This is a genomic window from Herbidospora mongoliensis (genome assembly GCF_001570545.1).
In the GTDB taxonomy this organism is placed as follows: domain Bacteria; phylum Actinomycetota; class Actinomycetes; order Streptosporangiales; family Streptosporangiaceae; genus Herbidospora; species Herbidospora mongoliensis.
This window is the reverse complement of record NZ_BBXD01000026.1, coordinates 41,690-61,532: the sequence shown is the minus strand read 5'-3', so window position 1 is coordinate 61,532 and position 19,843 is coordinate 41,690. Positions and strand designations below refer to the sequence as shown.

20 protein-coding genes are annotated in these 19,843 nt (G+C 67.6%); 14 read left to right on the top strand and 6 right to left on the bottom strand.

The annotated features are described in order from the left end of the window. Positions 1-70: 70 nt before the first annotated feature. The gene (locus tag AW272_RS36345; protein WP_066374697.1) at positions 71-1,531 is read right to left on the bottom strand and encodes a sensor histidine kinase; all 1,461 of its coding nucleotides are present in this window, start codon (positions 1,529-1,531) and stop codon (positions 71-73) included. Continuing rightward, positions 1,528-2,259, bottom strand: a complete 732-nt coding sequence (locus AW272_RS36340; RefSeq protein WP_066374694.1) for a response regulator transcription factor — start codon at positions 2,257-2,259, stop codon at positions 1,528-1,530. Before AW272_RS36340 ends, AW272_RS36345 begins: the two co-directional genes overlap by 4 nt. A gap of 234 nt (positions 2,260-2,493) precedes the next feature. On the opposite strand from AW272_RS36340, the gene AW272_RS36335 reads away from it, so the two are divergent. The 6 genes from AW272_RS36335 (at position 2,494) to AW272_RS36315 (ending at position 6,195) form a co-directional block, all read left to right on the top strand. Beyond that, positions 2,494-3,756, top strand: a complete 1,263-nt coding sequence (locus tag AW272_RS36335) for a ferredoxin reductase family protein (protein ID WP_245657906.1) — start codon at positions 2,494-2,496, stop codon at positions 3,754-3,756. 12 nt (positions 3,757-3,768) lie between these two features. After that, a complete protein-coding gene (locus AW272_RS36330) occupies positions 3,769-4,200 on the top strand; it encodes an FMN-binding protein (protein WP_218011183.1) in 432 nt (143 codons plus the stop codon). Next, positions 4,193-4,948 carry an FAD:protein FMN transferase gene (locus AW272_RS36325; RefSeq protein ID WP_218011182.1) on the top strand — a complete coding sequence of 252 codons (756 nt, stop codon included), beginning with the start codon at positions 4,193-4,195 and terminating at the stop codon, positions 4,946-4,948. The genes AW272_RS36330 and AW272_RS36325 overlap by 8 nt, the downstream gene beginning before the upstream one ends. 398 nt (positions 4,949-5,346) lie before the next feature. Next, positions 5,347-5,472, top strand: a complete 126-nt coding sequence (locus AW272_RS45810; RefSeq protein ID WP_275527341.1) for a hypothetical protein — start codon at positions 5,347-5,349, stop codon at positions 5,470-5,472. Between the two features lie 39 nt (positions 5,473-5,511). Beyond that, positions 5,512-5,799 (top strand): alpha/beta fold hydrolase, encoded by a 288-nt coding sequence (locus AW272_RS36320; RefSeq protein ID WP_066374692.1) that lies wholly within the window; start codon positions 5,512-5,514, stop codon positions 5,797-5,799. Positions 5,800-5,823: 24 nt separating this feature from the next. Then, positions 5,824-6,195, top strand: a complete 372-nt coding sequence (locus AW272_RS36315; protein ID WP_169807702.1) for an STAS domain-containing protein — start codon at positions 5,824-5,826, stop codon at positions 6,193-6,195. A 2,038-nt stretch (positions 6,196-8,233) separates the two neighbouring features. On the opposite strand, the gene AW272_RS36305 is transcribed toward AW272_RS36315, so the two are convergent. Further along, positions 8,234-8,650: a hypothetical protein gene (locus AW272_RS36305; RefSeq protein WP_083959062.1), complete on the bottom strand. Its 417-nt coding sequence runs from the start codon at positions 8,648-8,650 to the stop codon at positions 8,234-8,236. Next, positions 8,647-9,516, bottom strand: a complete 870-nt coding sequence (locus AW272_RS36300; RefSeq protein ID WP_066374689.1) for an IS5 family transposase — start codon at positions 9,514-9,516, stop codon at positions 8,647-8,649. The genes AW272_RS36305 and AW272_RS36300 overlap by 4 nt, the downstream gene beginning before the upstream one ends. A gap of 160 nt (positions 9,517-9,676) precedes the next feature. On the opposite strand from AW272_RS36300, the gene AW272_RS36295 reads away from it, so the two are divergent. The 8 genes from AW272_RS36295 (at position 9,677) to AW272_RS36265 (ending at position 17,042) form a co-directional block, all read left to right on the top strand. Continuing rightward, positions 9,677-9,937: an HAD family hydrolase gene (locus AW272_RS36295; RefSeq protein WP_218011180.1), complete on the top strand. Its 261-nt coding sequence runs from the start codon at positions 9,677-9,679 to the stop codon at positions 9,935-9,937. 530 nt (positions 9,938-10,467) lie between these two features. After that, the gene (locus tag AW272_RS36290) at positions 10,468-11,970 is read left to right on the top strand and encodes a Rossmann-fold NAD(P)-binding domain-containing protein (protein ID WP_157519146.1); all 1,503 of its coding nucleotides are present in this window, start codon (positions 10,468-10,470) and stop codon (positions 11,968-11,970) included. Next, positions 11,967-12,605 (top strand): hypothetical protein, encoded by a 639-nt coding sequence (locus tag AW272_RS36285; RefSeq protein WP_066374684.1) that lies wholly within the window; start codon positions 11,967-11,969, stop codon positions 12,603-12,605. The genes AW272_RS36290 and AW272_RS36285 overlap by 4 nt, the downstream gene beginning before the upstream one ends. Further along, on the top strand, positions 12,602-13,378 hold the full coding sequence (locus tag AW272_RS36280) for a methyltransferase (RefSeq protein WP_066374681.1): 777 nt from the start codon (positions 12,602-12,604) through the stop codon (positions 13,376-13,378). The genes AW272_RS36285 and AW272_RS36280 overlap by 4 nt, the downstream gene beginning before the upstream one ends. Before the next feature lie 149 nt (positions 13,379-13,527). Beyond that, positions 13,528-14,181, top strand: coding sequence for a class I SAM-dependent methyltransferase (locus AW272_RS36275; protein WP_157519144.1), 654 nt, complete (start codon positions 13,528-13,530; stop codon positions 14,179-14,181). Next, positions 14,178-15,122: a GNAT family N-acetyltransferase gene (locus AW272_RS36270; RefSeq protein WP_066374676.1), complete on the top strand. Its 945-nt coding sequence runs from the start codon at positions 14,178-14,180 to the stop codon at positions 15,120-15,122. Before AW272_RS36275 ends, AW272_RS36270 begins: the two co-directional genes overlap by 4 nt. Beyond that, positions 15,119-16,381, top strand: coding sequence for an aldo/keto reductase (locus AW272_RS41390; protein WP_218011179.1), 1,263 nt, complete (start codon positions 15,119-15,121; stop codon positions 16,379-16,381). The genes AW272_RS36270 and AW272_RS41390 overlap by 4 nt, the downstream gene beginning before the upstream one ends. After that, positions 16,302-17,042 (top strand): endonuclease/exonuclease/phosphatase family protein, encoded by a 741-nt coding sequence (locus AW272_RS36265; protein WP_169807698.1) that lies wholly within the window; start codon positions 16,302-16,304, stop codon positions 17,040-17,042. Before AW272_RS41390 ends, AW272_RS36265 begins: the two co-directional genes overlap by 80 nt. 310 nt (positions 17,043-17,352) lie before the next feature. Here AW272_RS36265 and istB read toward each other — a convergent pair whose 3' ends face one another. Beyond that, entirely contained in the window at positions 17,353-18,135 is a 783-nt protein-coding gene (gene istB / locus AW272_RS36260) for an IS21-like element helper ATPase IstB (protein ID WP_066374672.1), read from the bottom strand. After that, positions 18,132-19,778, bottom strand: a complete 1,647-nt coding sequence (istA, locus tag AW272_RS36255) for an IS21 family transposase (protein WP_066374671.1) — start codon at positions 19,776-19,778, stop codon at positions 18,132-18,134. Before istA ends, istB begins: the two co-directional genes overlap by 4 nt. Positions 19,779-19,843 lie beyond the last annotated feature (65 nt).

The following is a 19,843-nucleotide window of genomic DNA, read 5'->3' as shown; positions in this document are numbered from 1 at the left end:
ATTCCGAGCAGTGTCCAGGCTGCGGCTTCCAGCCGGAACGTACCCAGCGAGAAGGCCAGATATGTCCAGGTCAAGTAGGGTCACCGGGAAGGTGAGAACCCTTGCGGTCGCCGGGGAGGTCCACTCGGAAGAGGGTGTGGCCGGGCGTGCTCTCCAGCGCGACGTGACCGCCGTGGGCCTGCACCACCGCCTTGACGATGGCCAGGCCGAGGCCGCTGCCTCCGCTGGCGCGGGTCCTGCTCTTGTCCGCGCGGGCGAACCGTTCGAAGACCTCGTCGCTCATCGGCTTGGGGATCCCCGGGCCATCGTCCTCGACCTCCAGCCGCACCCAAGTTCCGTGGCGGGTTATCCGTACGGTCACCGTGGTTCCGGCGGGTGTGTGGCTGCTGGCGTTGGTGAGCAGGTTCATCAGCACCTGGTGCAGCCGCCGGCCGTCCCCCACGATCAGCACCGGCCGTTCCGGGAGTTCCAGCACCCAGCGGTGGTCCGGCCCGGTCGCCCGGGCGTCGCTCGTCCCGTCCAGCACCACGCGGGTCAGGTCGACCTCCTCTTCGAGCAGGGGCCGACCGGCGTCCAGCCGCGCCAGGAGCAGGAGTTCGTCGACGAGGTCTCCCATCCGCACGGATTCGGCCTCGATCCGGGTCAGCGCGTGCCGCACGTCTTCGGGCAGCGGTTCCCGGCTGCGGAGCGCGAGTTCGGCGTGACCGCGGACCGCCGCGACCGGGGTGCGCAGCTCGTGGCTGGCGTCGGCGGCGAATCGACGCAGTCGTTCCTCGCTGGCGTGACGGTGTTCCAGTGCCTCTTCCACGTGTTCGAGCATCCGGTTCAGGGCCGTGCCCACCTGACCGACCTCGGTGCGCCGGTCGACATCGGGCACCCGCTGACTCAGGTCGACCGCGCCGCTGGACAGCGGCAGTTCGGTGACTTTCACGGCTGTCGTCGCGACGCGGCGCAGTGGCCGCAGCGACAGGCGGATCAACCCCGCGCCAGCCATCCCGCTGATGAGCAGCACGATGACGAACACCACCGCCTCCACCAGGACCAGCCGCTCCACCGTCTCCTCCACCGGGTGGACGGGCAGACCGGTGACGAGCACCTCACCGCCTTCGCCGCGGACCGCGACGACCCGGTAGTCGTCGAGCGTCGAGAGCTCGATCTGGTGACCCTCGCCGTCCACCGGGACGGCGAGCAGAGAACGCCGGTCCACTGCCGACAGCCGCACCGCCGTGTCGTCGGAATCCGGCCCGTTCCGGACCAGTCCCTGCTGGACGACCTGCGAGCCGAGGATCCGCGCGCCGAAGGTTCCCGGCGCCTGTCCACGAGTGTCGGGGTAACGATCGTCGGCGTCGCGGTCCTGGACCCGGTGCCCCAGGCTGGCCGGGAAGCGGCCCCCGGTCGCGATGATCTGCTGGTCGAGTCTGCCGATCAGAAACCGCTGGAGCAGGAGGGAGGTGGCGACGCCGACGGCCAGGCAGGCGACGGCCAGCAGCAGGACGAGACCGGTGGTCAGCCGACCCCGGAGGGTTCTCACGGCGTCCCCGGCTTGAGGACATAACCGACCCCGCGCGCCGTGTGGATCATCGGTTCCCGGCCGAGGTCGATCTTTCTGCGCAGATAGCTGATGTAGAGCTCGACCACGTGGGCCTGGCCGCCGAAGTCGTAGCTCCAGACGTGGTCGAGTATCTGGGCCTTGCTGAGGACGCGGCGGGGGTTGCGCATGAGATAGCGCAGGAGTTCGAATTCGGTGGGAGTCAGGTCGACGGGACGTCCGTCCCGGGTGACCTCGCGGGCGTCCTCGTCCATCACGAGATCCCCGACGGTCAGCAACCCGGCGGGGTCGGTGGCCCGGGTCATCCCCGCCCGTCGCAGCAGGCCGCGCAGCCTGGCCAGGACCTCTTCGAGACTGAACGGCTTGGTCACGTAGTCGTCGCCGCCCGCCGTGATCCCGGCGATGCGGTCCTCCACGGAGTCCCGGGCCGTCAGGAACAGCACGCACACGTCCGGGGAGACGGCACGTAGCCTGCGCAGGACCTGGAGACCGTCCAGGTCGGGGAGCATGATGTCGAGGACGACCGCGTCGGGACGGAACGTCCGGGCGATGCCCACCGCGGCTTCGCCGTGGCCGGCGGACCGCACCTGCCAGCCCTCCTGGCGGACCGCGCGGCAGAGCACCTCGGCGATGTCCGGCTCGTCATCGACGACCAGCACCCGGACGGGTTCGCCGTCCGGGCGGTGGAGTTCCTGCGGATGGATGGTCATGGTCTGCTCAGCATCCCGCCCGAACCTCTGCGTTTCCTCTGAACACGCTCACACGGGCTGATATCAGAGGGAACGCAGAGGTTGCGCTGCCAGAGTCGCTCTCATCGACGTGAGGGGGACCCGATGACAGCGATCGAGCGGAGCCGCGTCCGCAGACCGGGACATCGGCGGACACATCAGCAGACGGGGTTCCGGCCCAGGCTCAGTCCTGAGGGGATTCTCACCTTGATCGGCGTGGGCGCCGCCTCGGTGATCGCGCTGTGGTGGCAGGACACCGAATCGGTGGTCGGGCTGGACGGCTGGCTCACGAACGCCGGCCGGATCACCGGCCTGCTCGCCGGCTACGCCACGGCGATCCTGCTCCTGCTCGTGGCCAGGGTCCCCGTCCTGGAACGCGAAGTGGGCGCCGACCGGCTGGCCCGCTGGCATGCGATGGGCGGCCGGTATGTGGTCTCACTCGCCCTCGCCCACACGTTGCTGATCATCTGGGGGTACTCGGTGACGGCCCGGACGGGCGTCGTGAGCCAGACCGTCACCCTGGTGTTCGACTACCCCGAGATGATCAAGGGGACGCTGGGTTTCCTGATCTTTCTCGGCATCGGTGTGGTCTCTGCTCGCGCCGCCCGCAGACGGATGCGCTACGAGACCTGGTACTACCTGCACCTCTGCACCTATCTCGCCGTGTTCCTGGCCTTCTCCCACCAACTCGCCCTCGGCGCGGACTTCGTCGCCCAGCCACTGGCCAGGACCGCCTGGTACGCCCTGTACATCGGGGTGGGCGCCCTGCTCGTCTGGTACCGATTCCTCACCCCGATCCGCCGATCCCTGCGGCACCGGCCACAGGTCGCCCAGATCACGCGGGAGTCGCCGGGGGTCGTCTCGGTGTACGTCACCGGGCACCAGCTCGACGAACTCGGGGCCGAACCCGGCCAGTTCTTCCGGTGGCGGTTCCTGGCCCCCGGCCTGTGGTGGACGGCCAACCCCTACTCCCTGTCGGCGCCCGTACTCCCCGGCCAGATGCGGATCACCGTCAAGGAGGCGGGCGGACACAGCCGGGCTCTGGCCACGCTGCGGCCCGGCACCCGGATCTGGTTCGAAGGACCCTACGGGGCGTTCACCCAGGCGCGACGCCGCAGCCGCAAGGCACTGCTCCTCGGGGCGGGGGTCGGGATCACCCCGCTGCGAGCGCTGTTCGAGACGATGCCGGGCGAGCTGACCCTGATCTACCGGGCCCGGCGGCCCGAGGACCTGGCTCTGCGCGGAGAACTCGACGCCATCGCGGCAGCCCGCGGCACCGCCGTCCACTACGTCACCGACCAGCCCGCCCGCCACGCGGTCCCGCTCACCGCCGAAGCCCTCCGCCGGATGGTCCCCGACCTCGCCGCGCACGACGTCTACCTCTGCGGGCCACCCGGCATGACCGCGACCGCGCTACCGGCCCTCCGCGAGGCCGGTGTTCCCCGAAGGCGCATCCACCACGAATCGTTCGAGCTCTGAGAGGAGATTCCCGTGCTCCGCGCATTCCTGACGACCCTCGTGACCGTGACCGGCATGGTCCTGCTCCTGTCTGGCAAACCCCATCAAGCCCCCCGGCCCATCGCCGAGCCGATCCACCAGTCCGCCGATCCCGGCGCGACGACGCCCGCCAACGGGCCCGTGCCCACGTCCACGACCGTCACCGGGGACCTGATCGACACCAGATACGGTCCCGTCCAGGTCGCGATCACCATGGCGGGCTCGCGCATCACGGCCGTCGAGGTCCCGCTGGCGCCGTCCGGCAACGGCCGCGACCGCCAGATCACCTCGTTCGCCGTTCCGCAACTGGTTGAGGAGACCATGTCCGCCCAGAACGCCCACATCGACGTGGTCTCCGGTGCGACCTACACCAGCGAGGGATACATCTCCTCACTGCAGAGCGCCTTGGACAAAGCCGGTGCCTGACCACTTCCGGCACGTCGAACACGTCATGGGCACCGTGTTCACCCTGGACATCCGCAGCGCTCCCACCGCGCAGGCCCGGCGGACCGTCCGGGAGGCCGCGCTCTGGCTCCACCACGTGGACGAGGTCTTCTCCACCTACAAGCCCGGCTCCCAGATCAGCAGGCTCGGCCGTGGCGAACTGACCGTGGCGGACTGTGACCCTGAGGTGGCCGTGATCCTGCGGCGATGCGACGAAACGGCCGCGATCAGCCAAGGCTGGTTCACCACCCAGATCGACGGAAGGCTCGATCCGTCCGGAATGGTCAAAGGATGGGCCGTGGAACAGGTCTCCCGACGCCTGTGGGCGGCCGGCCTGCGCGACCACAGTGTGAACGGCGGCGGCGACGTGCAGGTCGCCGGAGAATCGGCCCCGGGGAGACCCTGGCGGATCGGCATCGCCGACCCGTTCCGTCCCGGCGGACTCACCGCCGTCGTGTCCGGACGGGACCTGGCCGTCGCGACCTCCGGGACCACCGAACGCGGACGGCACATCCTCGACCCCCGCAGCGGCGGACCCGCCACCGGGCTCGCCTCGGTCACGCTCATCGGACCCCGCCTCACGGAGATCGACGCGTACGCGACGGCCGCGTTCGCCATGGGAGCTCACGCCAGAGAATGGATCCCGTCTCTCGACGACGTCGAGGCCATCGCCGTCACCGAGGATGGGCAGTCTTGGTGGACACCCGGATTCCCCGCGCTACGAGCGTGAGATCACCGGAGAGGGCTCAGGGAAGGCAGCCAGGAGTTGTCAATGTTCAAGGGGACCGAACCGGCTACGGCGCAGCCGGCAAAGCCACAGATCAACCGCCCTGCGATGAGTAATGAGCGGGTGCACGCTGAACACCGCGTTGGCGTGTGGGGTGCGAAAACCCGGAGATGGGCGGCGTCGATGACCAGGGTGTCGAGGGTGACGGTGGGGAACTCAGTGAGCAGGTCACGGGCGCGCATCGTGGCCTCCGGGGTCGGCGAATGAACCGCCGACCAGGCTTCCCGGCTCACCTGCGATCAACCTACCAACCAGGTCGGCCGCCGAACAGACGCGACTTTCCACAAAGGCAGGTTGATCAGGGCTGGACGAACCACGAGCCCGCCGCACACACTGGCGCGATGCCGACCGTGTACAAGAATCCCGGTGGTCAGCACGCGGTGCGGCGATGGTGTTCCGAAGCCCTGGCCCGCGCGGACTTCCCGCTCACGAACATGACCTTGGACACCAGCGTCGGCCAGGTGTGACTCACCTCCGCCGGAGCCTGACGGCCGCAGGTCGTACTGGTGACCGGGACCGGTTTCAACGCCGCCGTGACTCTGCCATGGCTGCGGGCGCTGTCGGCGCGCTGGGCGACCACTGTAGTAGATCTGCCGGGTCAGCCCGGACTCAGCGACCCGCGCCGGCCGCGCCGGGACCGGCTTTCCTGGTATGGCCGGGTGCTGGACGAGGTGCTGGCGGCCATGAACGCCGACGGGGTCGTGCTGGTGGGCATTTCGTCCGCGACCACGGGCATCTATGGCCTTCCTCGGGGTATCGCGGGGGCATCCACCTACCGACACCGCCAATCGTGACTAATCGGGACCCGGGAGGCTGAGGTGGAGGATCGCGGACAGACGTTGCGGGTGCGGGTGACCCATCACGGACATTGCAGCGTGCTGGAGGTCGGCGGGCACCTGGACTTCATCACCGCACCCGCGTTCGCCGGCCGCGTGGAGGCGGTCTGGGACATGAGCGAGGGGCCCAGGCTGGTACTGGAGCTCTCGCGACTGACCTTCTACGACTCCACCGCTCTGGGGGTGCTGGCCCACACCCGCCAACGCGTCCGCGACACCGCCACCGGTCGGCTGCTGTTGGCGGGCGTCCCTCATGGTCTGCGGCAGTTGCTGCACCGCACCGGCCTGCTGGCCCATTTCGAGCTGCGCGACAGCGTCGAGCACGCCGTCGCCGAACTGCTCCCGACAGCGTGAAGGCTCAGCACTTCATCTCTCCGGCCCCGAAAATCTATAGTGACCGAGGTAGACATCCGCAGTGAGTAGGGGTAGGTTTCCTGACATCGCAAGGAACGGATCCACGAGGGCAGAGCAGGACGTAGGCATCACGACGAACTGCCCGGACGACCGTGGATAGCTGGATGAAAAGACGATGCAGTGAAGAGGGGCAGAAGGTCGGACGTGCCAGGGCCGGCAGAGATTGAAGGGCCCCGGCCGTGGACGCGCTGCCATAGGTAGTGAACGACAGACAACGTCGGACGTGCCAGGACCAGCAGTAGGTGAAGGGTCCCGGCCGTGGACAGAGCAGCTGCGGCAAGAAGTGATGCATGAGGTCGAAGAAGTAGCGCCAGCAAAGAGCGAAAGGAGTGTTGAACGCCATCAGGATCGCCCGTTGTCGGCTGATGTTCGCCACACGGGTACCGCAGTCCCACGAATTGGAAGGTGGTCTACGGTCACGCATACGCGATCCCCGCAGCCCCGCCCCCATTGGGCGGCCACTGCGGAACAGGCAGATCGGCCCCAGGGCCGGTAGATGGTGTTGAACCTCGCGGGCCCCGGCGCATCATGGCGCCGGGGCCCTGTTGGCGTTTGGAGCAGGTTGTCAGGAAGGTTGTATGGACCAAGCATCGATGGCATCGGCCGTTCGCGCGCAGCCCAGGCTCCGCGACAGTGCCGATACGGCTGAACCGGCCCCCAGGGCCGACACCACGGGCAGCGCCGACAAGGGCGATAGGGCTGGTGGACTCTGTGCCTGGCCGAGTAGCCGGGGGCATCGCAGCCCCCGGCCCTCACAGATCCGGACGTGACAGTCTCCCGTCATCCGGCTCGTGCCGTCTCTACTGTCGGATCAGTACCGCAGCACCCAGTGCGCAAACAGCTTCGGAGCACTATTCCGCACCCGCTGCAGCCAATTCTTCGCACTGTGCCTGCCGAAAACTCCGTCCGTGCAGTTCAAGCGGCACGCGAGTATTCGTGAAGGACTCCACCGAGCCGGTCTCGTCGGCGAACGTTCAGGTGGGCGGTTCCAGCCGGATCGGTGGTGGAATCCGGGACGGCGCGTAGCGGAGCCGCCTGATCCAGGGCTTGATGGGCCCGATGCCGGTTGTAGAACGCCTCGTACTCGTGCAGGGCGTGCCGCAGGTGGCGTTCATTCCAGAGCAGGCATCGATCCAGAAGCTCGCGACGGCAGGTGTCCCTGCCGAAAATTCCATCCATCCAGTTCAAGCGACATGTGAGTACTCGTGGAGGATTCCGCCGAGCCGGTCTGGTCGGCGGATGGTCAAGCTCGTGATCCGCTCTGGATCGGTGATCGGATCCGGGACGGGACGCAGCGAGGCCGCCTGGGCAAGGACGCGATGGGCGCGGTGCCGGTTGTAGAACCGTTCATACTCACGCAGGGTGCGCCGCAGGTGGTGTTCGTTCCACAGTAAAGGCCAGGGTCGAGATCGCCCCACCGTGGTTCGGTAAAGCCCGACCGGGTAATTCACGGTTGCTCGGCGGTTGCTCATTGGTACGCGACACGGGGCGGCATTGCGCACTACCAGCGGGGACTTTGACAACGGCAAATCCGGGCGGTCTAATAGAAATGGATAGCCTGCGGCATTGGCTGATACTAAGTCCGTATACTTTTAATCCGTAGGTTCAGGGTTCGAATCCCTGGCGCCCCACCACGTATGACCCGATTTGACCGGTTGCTTTGTCCCGGTTTGGGGCCTCGGTAGCGAGGCGAGATCGCCCGTGGTTGCTCGGCGGTTGCTCATTGGTACGTTCGCACACCCGGTGAAGATCGTTAAGCGGGTCGACGTCAAGCCGGACCCATCTGATGACCACAGAGCATCCCCAAAACGGGGCTCGAGAGCCCCGCTTCTTCTTCACCAGGTCGCCCAAGCTCCGAGCCTTGGTCAACTCATTGATGCCGAGGAGAACGTCGTTCAGGACTGGAGCCGTTCCGCGGCCTCTTCTGGAACGGCTCGTTGTGCTTGTTCGTACGTTCACCCTCTTAGAGGGTCTTTCGTTAGTCCTTGGACGCCTTGATGGTGAAGAGTCCCGGTTTGGGTTCGGTGGCGAGGTCCCGGCCGACGAGGCGTTTGAGTTTGGCGCGGACGCCTTCGACGGTGTTCTTGCGGGTGTGGGGCAGGCCGAGGGCCAGGCAGGCTTCGCGGGCGGTGAGTCCGTCCGGATGCCGGGCCAGGACGGTAAGAAGGTCCTGGTAGGCGGTTGGGAGCTGGGGCGGTTCGGGTTCCGGCTCGGGCAGGGCCTCGGGCGGGAGAAGGTCGAGCAGCGTTTGCCGGGTGACGTCCAGGCGGGTGAGCTGCTGGCGGGCGTGGTCGAGGGCGGTGGTGAGCCGGTCGATCTCGGCGGCCGCGGCGTCGCGCAGGCCGGTCAGGTGCGCCAGCAGCGGTTCGGGCAGCGGGGGCGGGACGTCGTTCACGCCGACAGCACGGCCGGTTCGGTGGCGGGCTGGTCACGCCACCGGGCGGTGGCGCCGGTCAGACGGCGGGTCATCCGGTCGGTGCAGGCCCAACGGAGGTGGGCCTGGCTGCTGGCGGTGGTCTTCTCATAGTCACGGACCAGCCGGCGGTGCAGCATCAGGGTGCCGAAGGTCTGCTCGACTACCCACCGTTTCGGAATCGGCACGAATCCCCTGGTCCCCGGGTCTCGCCCCACCGTCTGGACGGTGATGCCCAGGGTCTGGCCGTGGTCGGCGACGGCGTTCTTGAACCCCGCGTCCACCCACGCCGTCCGCACCGACGGGTTGTCGATCGCGACCCGGTCCAGCAGATCGATCCCGATGGCGTTGTCATGCACGCTCGCGGCGGTCACGACGACCGCCACGACCAGGCCGAGCACGTCGGTCGCGATCCCGCGTTTGCGGCCCCGGGACCTCTTGCCCGGATCCAGGCCGGTCGTCTCGGCCGGAACCCCGGCCGCGGCGTGCACGGTCTGGGAGTCCACCGCCACCGCGGACGGCTCCTCCCGGCGGCCCGCCGCCTCTCGTACCCGGCCGCGGAGCAGATCGTGGATCGTCTGGGTCAGCCCGTCATCCCGCCACGCCGCGAAGTAGTAGTACACCGCCGACATCGGCGGCAGATCATGCGGCAGATACTCCCACTGAACCCCCGTCCGCTCCTGATACAGGATCGCGTTCACGATCTCCCGCATCGGATACCGGCCCTGATGGCCCGAAACGGACGGATGCCGCGCCTTCCACGCCGAGATGAACGGCTCGATCAACGCCCACCGCTCATCCGACAGATCGCTGCGGTACGGCTTGCGGTCACTCTTCTCGACCCCCATGCCGCCCACAGCAGCTCTGCGGGTGCCGGACGTCAACGCGCTGCTACAACCCTCACCAGCACGGCAAGCCGCATAAGCCGCACTCACTCTCAAAAGACCCTCTCAGGCTGCGGGGATCGACGAACACTTCGCGGTGTTCCTGCAGTCGGGGCAGCTGGGATTGAGAAAGCCGGAGGGGATCTTCTACGAGATGATCACCACGGCAGCCGTATGCCGGCCGGATCGAATAGTCGTTGTCGGCCGGTCCATGATCAAGGACTGCCAGCAGCCGATCCGGTATGGGATGTTCGCGGCGCTGATCCGCCCCTTCGGGCTGGAGGCCGGCGAGATCCTACCGCACGGTGCACGGCTGATCAGTGGCCTCGGGGACCTAGTCGAGTCCGTACCCGTCACCCAGCCCTCGAAGTGCGAGGCCGTGTGATGACCGATGCCAAACAAGTCAGTTCCGCATCCAGATGAGCTGCCGCCGGGCCGATCAACCCAGGTTCCGTGGGCCGGGGTGAAGCCGTTCGCGCGTGTGCCCCCGCAGGCGTTGACGGTTGGTCCGGTGGCTTACAGCGAGGTGATCTCCCACCTTCGTTACCAACGGCGTGGTGTGGTGCGACGCACCACGCCATCCGACGTACGGCTTGGCTGGCAAGGAGGGAGCAGCCTGAGTCGTACACGAGGAGAGCACTAGGTGCAGAACAACTGTTCTCCTCACTGGCGGCGTCCCCGTGTCGTCCTTCACGCCGAGGACGCCGCCAGTCTCCTTCACCTGACGGCCCCAAATCGAAGCGGCGGGCGCAAGCGATCTCTCGTCTATCCGCCGAGAGCAGCAAAGGGTGAGCGATCGTTCTACCTTCCGAGCCAGTGAGGAGCACTCGTGGTGATCGGCTTCTTGGTCAACGAAGACAGCAGGCGCACGCTCCGGGCTGGTTTGCAATCCGGCCTGGTGCGGTTGAGCACGGGATGGCGTTCATGATCCCCGTAGAACGCGTCGTATCGGCCGAGTTCCGTGGTGAAGCCATGGATCTGATGATGGCGCGTGACGCGGTGATCGAGGCGATCGCCAAGGTTGCTGACATCGGAGAAATGGCCCGCGATGGCGTGGGCCTGCGCCTACGCGTGGGAACCGAGGCATGCGTCCGTCTGCTGGTCGGCGCGCCGGCCCAGCCGAAGGCATCCGCGGCGGGCACTTACACCGTGACTCTGATAGCGGAGGAGACAGCAGGCCTGTCGTCTGATCAGGTGCAGGCGATTCTGGCAGCGGTGCGGCGGATCCCGTTCACAACGACCGAGATGAACGCGCTGCGCGGTCAGATGCCGCTGACGGGCGAACTGCCGGGGTTCCTGCCGCCGAGATGCCTGTCGTCGGTGGCGCCGGTACTGACCGTGCACCACATGACCGACTTCTTGGTGATGGTGGAAGCGGTGCTGGCGATGGGCGTGCCTGCCCAGGCCATCACCGTGTTGGACAAGGGTTACCCCTACCAGCACACCGACCGGGTGGACGCCCACCTGGCCAAGCAGGGCATCGCGGTGTGGCCGTGGGCGGATGCAGCGAACGCCCTGGATGATCACACCCGGCGTGCCGCCGCGCTCGGCCTGCGAGGTCTGCTGATCGATGACGGGGGCTACACGTTGCCGGTCCTGCTGGAGCAGCGCCCCGACTTGCTTTCGCACTTCATCGGCCTAGTGGAACAGACCATCTCGGGCATCACTCGACTGGAGCCGTGGGAGGGGAGGATTCCAGCGCCGATCTTCTCAGTAGCCGAGTCCCGCTTGAAGGCGACGGTGGAGTGCTACGGCATCGCGGACGCGGCGATCCGTAACCTTCTGCGGCTCCTGCCGGAGGAGAAACTCGAAGGCCAGCCCGCTCTGGTGGTGGGGTTCGGACGGATCGGCGAACATGTCGCCGACGTGCTGAGATCACGACGCATGCGCGTGGCCGTACACGACCGGCAGTTGGTTCGCCTGATCGCGGCACACGAACGCGGATACCTCACCAGCCGTTGCGTCAGCACGCTGCTGCGCGATCATCGCCCGCTGCTGGTCGTCGGCTGCACGGGCCGGACCGGACTACGGGGTGAACATGCCGCCGCAATCGGCCGGGACTGCTATCTGGTGTCCACGACCTCACGCAACCGGGAGTTCGCGGTAGCGGAGCTGGAGCAGGAAGCGCGACAGGTCACCGACGAAGGCGTGCTGGGAACCCGGCTTCACCTGCAGTCGGGAGCACGGGTGACGCTCGTGGGCGACGGCTTCCCCATCAACTTCCACCACGCCGAGTCGCTGCCGAACATGTACTCCGACCTGATCCTCGCCAGCCTCCTGGTGGCCGCATCGACCCTCGCGGCTCCTGATCACGGTTTCGCCGCCGGGCACAACGTGACGGCCTCCAACCGAGTCCTGGAGTCCTGCGGCCTCCTCGAGCGCTACTACGCGCGGTTCGGTCCGGAGTCGGGCCGATGATCACTGCCCAGGGAGAGCGACTCTTCTCCGCTCAAGACGCCGGCGCCCTGTTCAGTCCGGGTGTCGTCACCGGCGGGGCGAAACGGCGGGTCTCCTACGAGGAGCATGATCCGGTTGTTGCGGTGCGCCTCGCCCTGGGCTTGGCCCGGCGATCGTGGGTCGAGGCCGTGGCCGTCGCCCCAGCCGGTGTCGTGCTGGCCCACACCGGTCTCGCGCTGGCCTTCTCCGGCCACTTGAGCACGGTCAGAGGTCGTCGCGGCGGCGAAGCCGCGTGCGTGACGAGCCCAGTGCGGCCGCCATTGCCCAAGCCTCGGCTGCTCCGCATCCCCCACCTGGTTACCGCAGCAGGTCCGGACGGGTCTTGGGGGGACGTCGTGGTGTGGGAGGTCATGACCAGGGAGCAGTTCAGCTCATGGCTCGACCATGGTCCCCCGATCGATCTGGGCGGAGTCGAGGCGCGAGTACCGCAGCTGATCGCGCTGCGCCGGGCCGCTCGCGAGGGAACTCTTCCTGACACGCCGGCCGTCCGGGCACTGCACGAGTTGCTTCGGACCCGCTACTGGTCGATTCGGCTGGTGCTTCAGCACCAGGACCTGTTCGATTCGCTGCTCTCGCCGAAGGAGACACATCCGTGAGCAACAGTTGGACGTCGGCGTCCGGCGCCGATCTGTCGGCCGGTTACGCCCGTCACGCCGGTACGTTGCGGGGCGCGCTCCGCCACGCATTGGTTGCCCGCGCCCTGCGCACCCATCTACCCACCGACTCACAGCGGGTTCTGGACGTCGGCGGCGGAGACGGCCACCAAGCCGTCCTGCTCGCACGGGCCGGGCACCGGGTGACCCTGCTGGACCCCGATCCGGGCATGCACAAGCGGGCCGCCGAACGGCTCGCAGCGGAAAGCGAGCAGGTCCGCGACCGGATCACGCTGGTCGAAGGCACCGCCGACCAGGCCACGGATCTGGCTGGCGACGGCTTCGACCTCGTCTGCTGCCACGGCGTGCTGATGTACGCCGAGGACCCGCGCGCGTTCTTGAACGATCTCGCATCGGCGCTCCGGCCGGGCGGTCTGATGTCGTTGCTGACTAAGAACGCGGACGCCCTGGCCATGCGGGCCGGGTTGGAAGGCCGATGGGCGGATGCGGTCGCGGTGATGGGAGCCGGGTCCGTCGAGGGCAACCTCGGGGTGAGCAGCCGGGCCGACACCCTCGCTTCGGTCGAGGCGATCCTCGACGACGCTGGTGTGACGACCTCCTGCTGGTATGGGGTGCGGGTGTTCACCGACCACCTGGGCGACGCTCCGGTCGGCGAAGGTTTCGACTACGTCCTGGAAGCCGAATGGCAGGCCGGATGCCGTGACCCCTACCGGCAGATCGCCCGCCTGTTCCACCTCATCGGGCACAAACAATGACCGTCTCTCTCACGATCAGGGGCGCTTGGACGGCCGCCCGCAAGAGCTGCTCCCCGGACTGTTTCTGCTACCACGCCTCGTGGCGGCTGTTCCGACTGGCCGGTCTGAAGGGCAACCCCCGCTGGCAAACCGCCTTCTACCAGCGCGCAATGGCCGGCAAGCAGCCATCGAACGCCCTGGTGTGCGGCTCCTCGGATGAGACCATGCCGCAGACCCTCTCCGAGCTTCAGCCCGGCATGCAGATCACGGTGGCTGACGCCTGCCCGACCCCGTTGACCCTCATCAACGCGTGGGCGAAGGAAACGGGCGAGCAGGTTTCCACCCTTCAATCCCACGCGCCGGAACTCTCCGGGATATCCGGGCCCTTCGACCTGATCGTCACCGACGGGCTGCTGTCACTACTGCCCACCCCCGCCAGCCGCGAGGCGGTGATCGATCGCATTGCAGGTCTGCTATCTGAGGACGGCCTGCTGCTGTACACCACCCGTATCGCCGGGCCTGCTGGTCACCTTGAATACGACCTTCTCGGCCGGGCCGGACAAGCCCTGGCCGCCACCACCTGGCCCGCGACATCAGCGGAACGGATACAACTCGCCCGGCAACGGTTGCGCCGCCCGTCGAGGCCCAGCCCGTTCACCTCCCCTGGCCAGGTCGCCGACGCCTTCCGCAGTGGGTTCGGCCAGGTTCGCCTCTTCACCCGTGCCGCCCCGCCTACGACCGCGCTGGCTCTACATCCGGCCTTCGTAACCGAACGTGGCAGCCTCTGCGTCGGGATAGCAGCCACCCAACCGAGGCGCCCATGACACCGCCGATCAGCACCATCGCCTACCAGCCCGGGACTCCCCTGGATGAGGAGCTCGCGGACCTGGGATACGCCGCCATGCGCGGCTGGCCCGACCAGCGGCCGGTGACCCCGGCCCTCGTGCGTTCCCGACTACGCCCCAGCGGGAACGCCCAGCCGACGACCGTACTCCTGGCCCGCCTCACAGACGGCACCTTGGCCGCCGCCGCGGCACTGCGCCAGGCGGGTCCCGGCTTACCGGCACGCCTATGGGGTCCCGTTGTCGCCCCCGAATGGCAGAAGCGCGGGCTGGGTACGGCGCTGCTACAGCAGGCAGCCACATGCCAACCTGACGGGGAGACGATCCTGCTCACCGCCGAGATCCCCGAGGTACGGAAGCACGGCTGCGAATTCTTCGAGCAGGCCGGATGGCAACCTCACTCCACCGCCGCCCTCCTGAAAGCCGATCTCACCGCCCTGTCGAACCTTCCCGACCGTGACTGGGTGAGGGTGCGACGGGCCGAAGCCTTCGACGCCGACGCCCTGAGCCGCCTGTATCAAGCAGTTAACCCCGATCACGGATGGCAGGTCGCTGAGGACACTTACCGGCGCTGGAGCGCAGACGAGCGGTTCGTCTCCGACGGCCTGCTCATCGTGGACAGACCCGGCGGCGACCTCCACGGGGCGGCCCTGATGTATCCGCTGGCCCACGACGACCCCGCAGAACCCGCCGAGGCTCTGCTGGCTGATGTGCTCGTCGACCCGGCCACCGACCGTGCTGACGTGGCACCGCCGCTGATCACGGCCGCTCTGACTGCCGGGCTTCGCCATCACGCCGTGGTGGCGCGCGCCATCGTCCCGAGCAGCGCACCCTCCCTCCTGGCCGACCTGCACACACTCGGCATGACCACGACAGGACAGATTCGCTACTACCAGGCACCCCCCACTAGGAGGTCCTCGTGACATTGCCACCCGCCCTACTGCCTCAGCGAACGCTGGGCCGATCCGGCATCACCGTGCCCGCCGTCGGCATGGGCTGCTGGGGCATCGGCGGCCCGGACGAAAACCTCGGTCTGCCGATGGGCTGGTCCACCGGCGCTTCGGCTGAGGCATCCGCCGCCGGTCTGGAGGTCGCCTGGCAGGTGGGCGCCCGCCTGTTCGACACCGCCGACGTCTACGGCCACGGCCGCTCCGAACGGCAGATCGGCGATCTGGTCGCGCAGGTCCCCCGCGAGGAGATCGTCCTGGTGTCCAAGGTCGGCTACTTCGCCGGGACGGCCCAGCACGGGTTCGATCCCCGGCACATGCGCCGCCAGCTGGAGCAGTCCCTGGACAACCTGCGCACCGACCATCTCGACATCTATTTCCTGCACCACTCCAACTTCGGCGACGACGACCGCTGGCTGGAACCCGCGGCCGAGGCCATGCACACCTTCCGGCGAGAAGGACTGATCCGTGCGGTCGGGATGCGCGGCCCGCACCGCTTCGCCCTCGACCGCCTCAACGCGACGCCCGATCAGCGCGACGACAAGATCGCCCGGTTCCGCGCGGTGTTCGCCGCCGTGCAACCTGACGTGCTCGCGGTCCGCGACCACCTGTTGTCCCCTGCCGATCGCTCGGAGGGCATCTTCGCGTTCGCCGCCGAGCACGAGGTCGGCGTGCTGATCAACAAGCCGCTCGCGCAGGGCCTGCTCACCGGCGCCTACGACCCGGCCGCCCCGCCGCAGTTCGGAAGGGGAGACCACCGCTCCCGGAAGCGATGGTTCACCCCTGCGGCCATTGCCCTCATCGCCGAAGGACTGAAAGAACTACAGGAAGTGGTCGGCCCTCGCCGAGAAGACCTCATTCATATCGCCCTGTGGGCGTGCCTCGATCGGTATGCTCACGCGGCCGTGCTGGTCGGATTCACCACCCCCGAACAGGTGACGATGAACCTGTCGGCACTGGGCGACCGCCCGCCTTCAGAGGTGATCAGCCAGGCCCGCGTGGTCATGGGCCAGCTGCAGGAACGTCTGGACGCCCAGGGCGAGGTCAGTCTTCACCGACGAGATCACGAGGTAACCCATGTCCAGCGCCGAGGACCGCCAGCAGCTCAGCCTCCTGCCCGGTGCCGAGCACGAGACACGACCCGGCCTGGTACGGATGCTGACCCTCAACGTCCAGCACGCCAACCCCGCCCGCTCCCGGCGGCAGGCCGACTGGCTGGCCGAGCAGGACACTGACGTGATCGTGCTGACCGAGGTCGCCCCGGGCGGACACGCCATCACCCAAGCCTTGGGCGAGCACGGGTTCACCGTTCATGTGACCGACGGCGGCCCGGATTACCTGACCCTTGTCGCCTCACGCATCGGCAAGCAGGAACCTGTCCCCGGGATCCAGCTGGTACATCTTCCGCATCGCTGCGCGGCCGTCCGTCTCCACCTGGACGGAGATCACACCATCGGCGTGGTCGGGCTGTACGTGCCCTCCCGCGGCCCCCAAGCCCGCCGCAACCAAGACAAGCGCGCCTTCCAAGCAGCGGTGACAGCGCATCTGCCGAGGATGGCGGACGACCTCGCCGTGACCGGCCCGATCGTCATCGCCGGCGACCTCAACGTCCTGGAACCGGGCCACCAGCCCCACCACAAGGTGTTCGGCGCCTGGGAGTACGACTTCTACACCGCCTTCACCGCCGCCGGGTACGGCGACGCCTTCCGGCACCTCCACCCTGACACGGTCGATCACTCCTGGTACGGGCGGCGCAGCGGCGACGGCTACCGCTTCGACCACATCTTCTGCTCACCCATCAGCGCGGCGCTCGACTGCGGCTACCTCCACCAGCCCCGCACCTCGGGCCTCAGCGACCACGCGGCTATGACGGCCGTCATCAGCATTCCCACCTAACTCTCGACTCCCCCATAGCCCCGGCGTCCTCGACGCCGCAGGGCCATGCCGTCATCCCTTCTTTTCGTGCGGAGGTCCGTATGCTCACCATCGGCGCCGATGCAAGCCACGAACTACTCCTGGACGCCATCGGCCGACTCACTTCACTAAGCACCGACCAGCGCCAAGCCCTGGCCGCGATCCCGTGGCTAGGACGGTTTCATTTGGCCCCATCTGACGGTTTGGAGTGGGCCCAGTTGCCGATCTTCACGAGTAATCGTGACGGCTTGAAGTGGCCCCACTCTCGGCGCCTTGCAGCCGCGTTCGGAGCTCAAGCTTGTTTGTCTTGCTGGGCTCTGGTGTGTGCGAGTCGGTAAGACTGGGTGCCCGTCTCGATGATGTTGCCGCCGAAGGTGAGCCGATCAACGATCGCGGCGCAAAGCCGGGGGTCGGTGAAGGTCTTGGTCCAGCCGGAGAAGCTCTCATTGGACGCGATCGCGACGCTACTTTTCTCCTCACGTTCGGTCAGCACCTGGAACAGCAGTTCAGCGCCGCGCCGGTCGAGTTCCATGTAGCCGAGTTCGTCGATGCAGAGCAGGTCGACGCGGCCATAGCGCGCGATGGTCTTGGTCAACTGGCGGTCGTCGGCGGCTTCGACAAGTTCGTTGGCGAGTTTGGAGGCCAGCACGTAACGGACCCGGTGGCCGGCCATCGCGGCTGCGGAGCCCAACCCGATGAGCAGGTGGGACTTGCCGGTGCCCGAATCTCCGATCAAGCACAACGGGGCGCCTTTCTTGACCCATTCGCAGGTCGCGAGCGTGTTGATCACGGCAGCCTGAACGCTGGAGTTGGCGTCGTAGTCGAAGTCGCTCAGCCACTTGGAGCGAGGGAAGTTGGCGGCGCGGATGCGCCGGTCGGCTCGCCTTCGGTCGCGTTCCTCGCATTCGGCCATGAACAGTTCGGCAAGGAAACCGCGATAGGTGAGCTGGTCACGTTCGGCTCGGTCGGCCAACTCGTTGAACTGAGCACGGATGGTGGGCAGGCGCAGCATCCGGCAGGCAGTGTCGACAGCCGCGTCGGCGGCCTGTTCGGTGATGCCTCGGGCTCGGGTCATGACGCGCTCTCCTTGGTTTGCGGCCGATGACGTAACAGCTGGTCGTAGGCGTCGACAGTGGGAAGCGGGCGGGAATCGGCGGGCAGGTCGGCCAGCCTGCGCAGGGTCAAGCTGGTGACCTGAGCGGTCTCGGCAGGCACCACGGTGACGGCGGGAGTCGAGGTCAGGTCGTAGGCAAGGCCGGCGCTGCGGGCGTCGGCGGCTTTGCGGGCCTCGACCGCGACGATGTCGACCGCGAAGGCGCCGACCGACAGCGCCGCACGGATCCCGGCCACCACGTCGCCGTCGTCCATGTGTCGGTGCAGCAGTAACACCTCGATCAGGGCGCGGGTCGCGGCGGGCTCACCCAGCGCGCGGCGCGCTGCTGACCACAGCGCTTCATGGGCGTCGGTGAAAGCGCCGCTGGCTCGGGCTTGTTGCAGCGCCGTCGATCCGCTCATGGCTCCGGGCTTGCGCATCAACGCCTCCAGGTAGTGGTCCAGCACGAGGGTTTCGCCGCCTTTGGCGGTCTGCCGCTCATAGCGGGCGACCTCCTGATGCCGGTCGTAGATGACCAGCTCAGAAGCTCGCAGCACGACTCTCACCTGCTGGCCGATGAGATGGACCGGAACCGAGTATCGGCAACAGCGGACGGTGATTTGGCTGTAGCGGTCAACCCGCGGACTGAGCCGCAACCCGATCTCGAACCGATCCGCGGGCAGCGGCCGCAGGAGCGGCGCCTCGCTGGCGAAGTCCTGGCCGATGGTGCGGATTCGGGCGCCGATCCGCCGGGCGTCCTCGGCCTGCTCGGCCAGGGCGATGCGGGCGTTCAGTTCCGCCAGCGAGTCGACCTCGGGAACGGGCACCAGGTAGTTGCGGCGAAAGTAGCCGATCTGACCTTCGACGCCGCCCTTCTCATGCGCGCCGTCGATGCCGCGTTGGCAGTAGAACGCCTCGAACTGGTGGTGGGAGCGAAACAGCAGCCAGCGGGGGTTTTCGACCCTGGCCCGGCCGTGGAAGAGTAGTCGGCTCACCGCTGAGGTCAGGTTGTCGTAGCGGATGTGACCGGTGGGGATGCCGCCCAGGGTGGTGAAGGCATGCACGTGTCCTTCCAGGAACGCTTCCTGGCCGCAGGTGGCGAACACTTTGTGCACCGCCTTGCCCGAATACGACATGCGGTAGGCGAATAGGTAACACACGGTCATGACCCCGGCCAGCCGGACCCATAGCTCCCCGAAATCGACCTCGGCCTCCCGGCCGGGCGGATGATGCTGGGGGATGAATACCTGAGCCGGACCACGCCCTTCTTCGATCCAGATCTCGGGCTTGCGCCGGGCCACGTAGTCACGCACCGCTGAGTAGGACACCTCGCCCATGCCCTGTTCGTCCACCAGTCGGCGATGGATCCGCGTTGAGGTGTGCCGCTGCTTGCGTGGCGCGTCCAGGTCGGCGCGCAACCACTCGTCGATGACTTTCTTGAAGGGCTCCAGCTGTGCCGACCGCCGCTGGGGAGTCCTTCTCGGGGTGGGCTCCGCGCGGGTCAGCGCCTCACGTACCAGGCGCCGGTGCACACCGTACTTACGGGCCAGCGCCCGGACCGACAGGCCCTCACGCCAGGAGTCACGGCGGATCTGCTCGAATAGTTCGGCCTTGGTGAGCGCCACCGCGAACCTCCTTGATGCGGCCTAGCACAAGGAGCGTCGCATCGTGCGAAGAAGGGTGGGGCCAA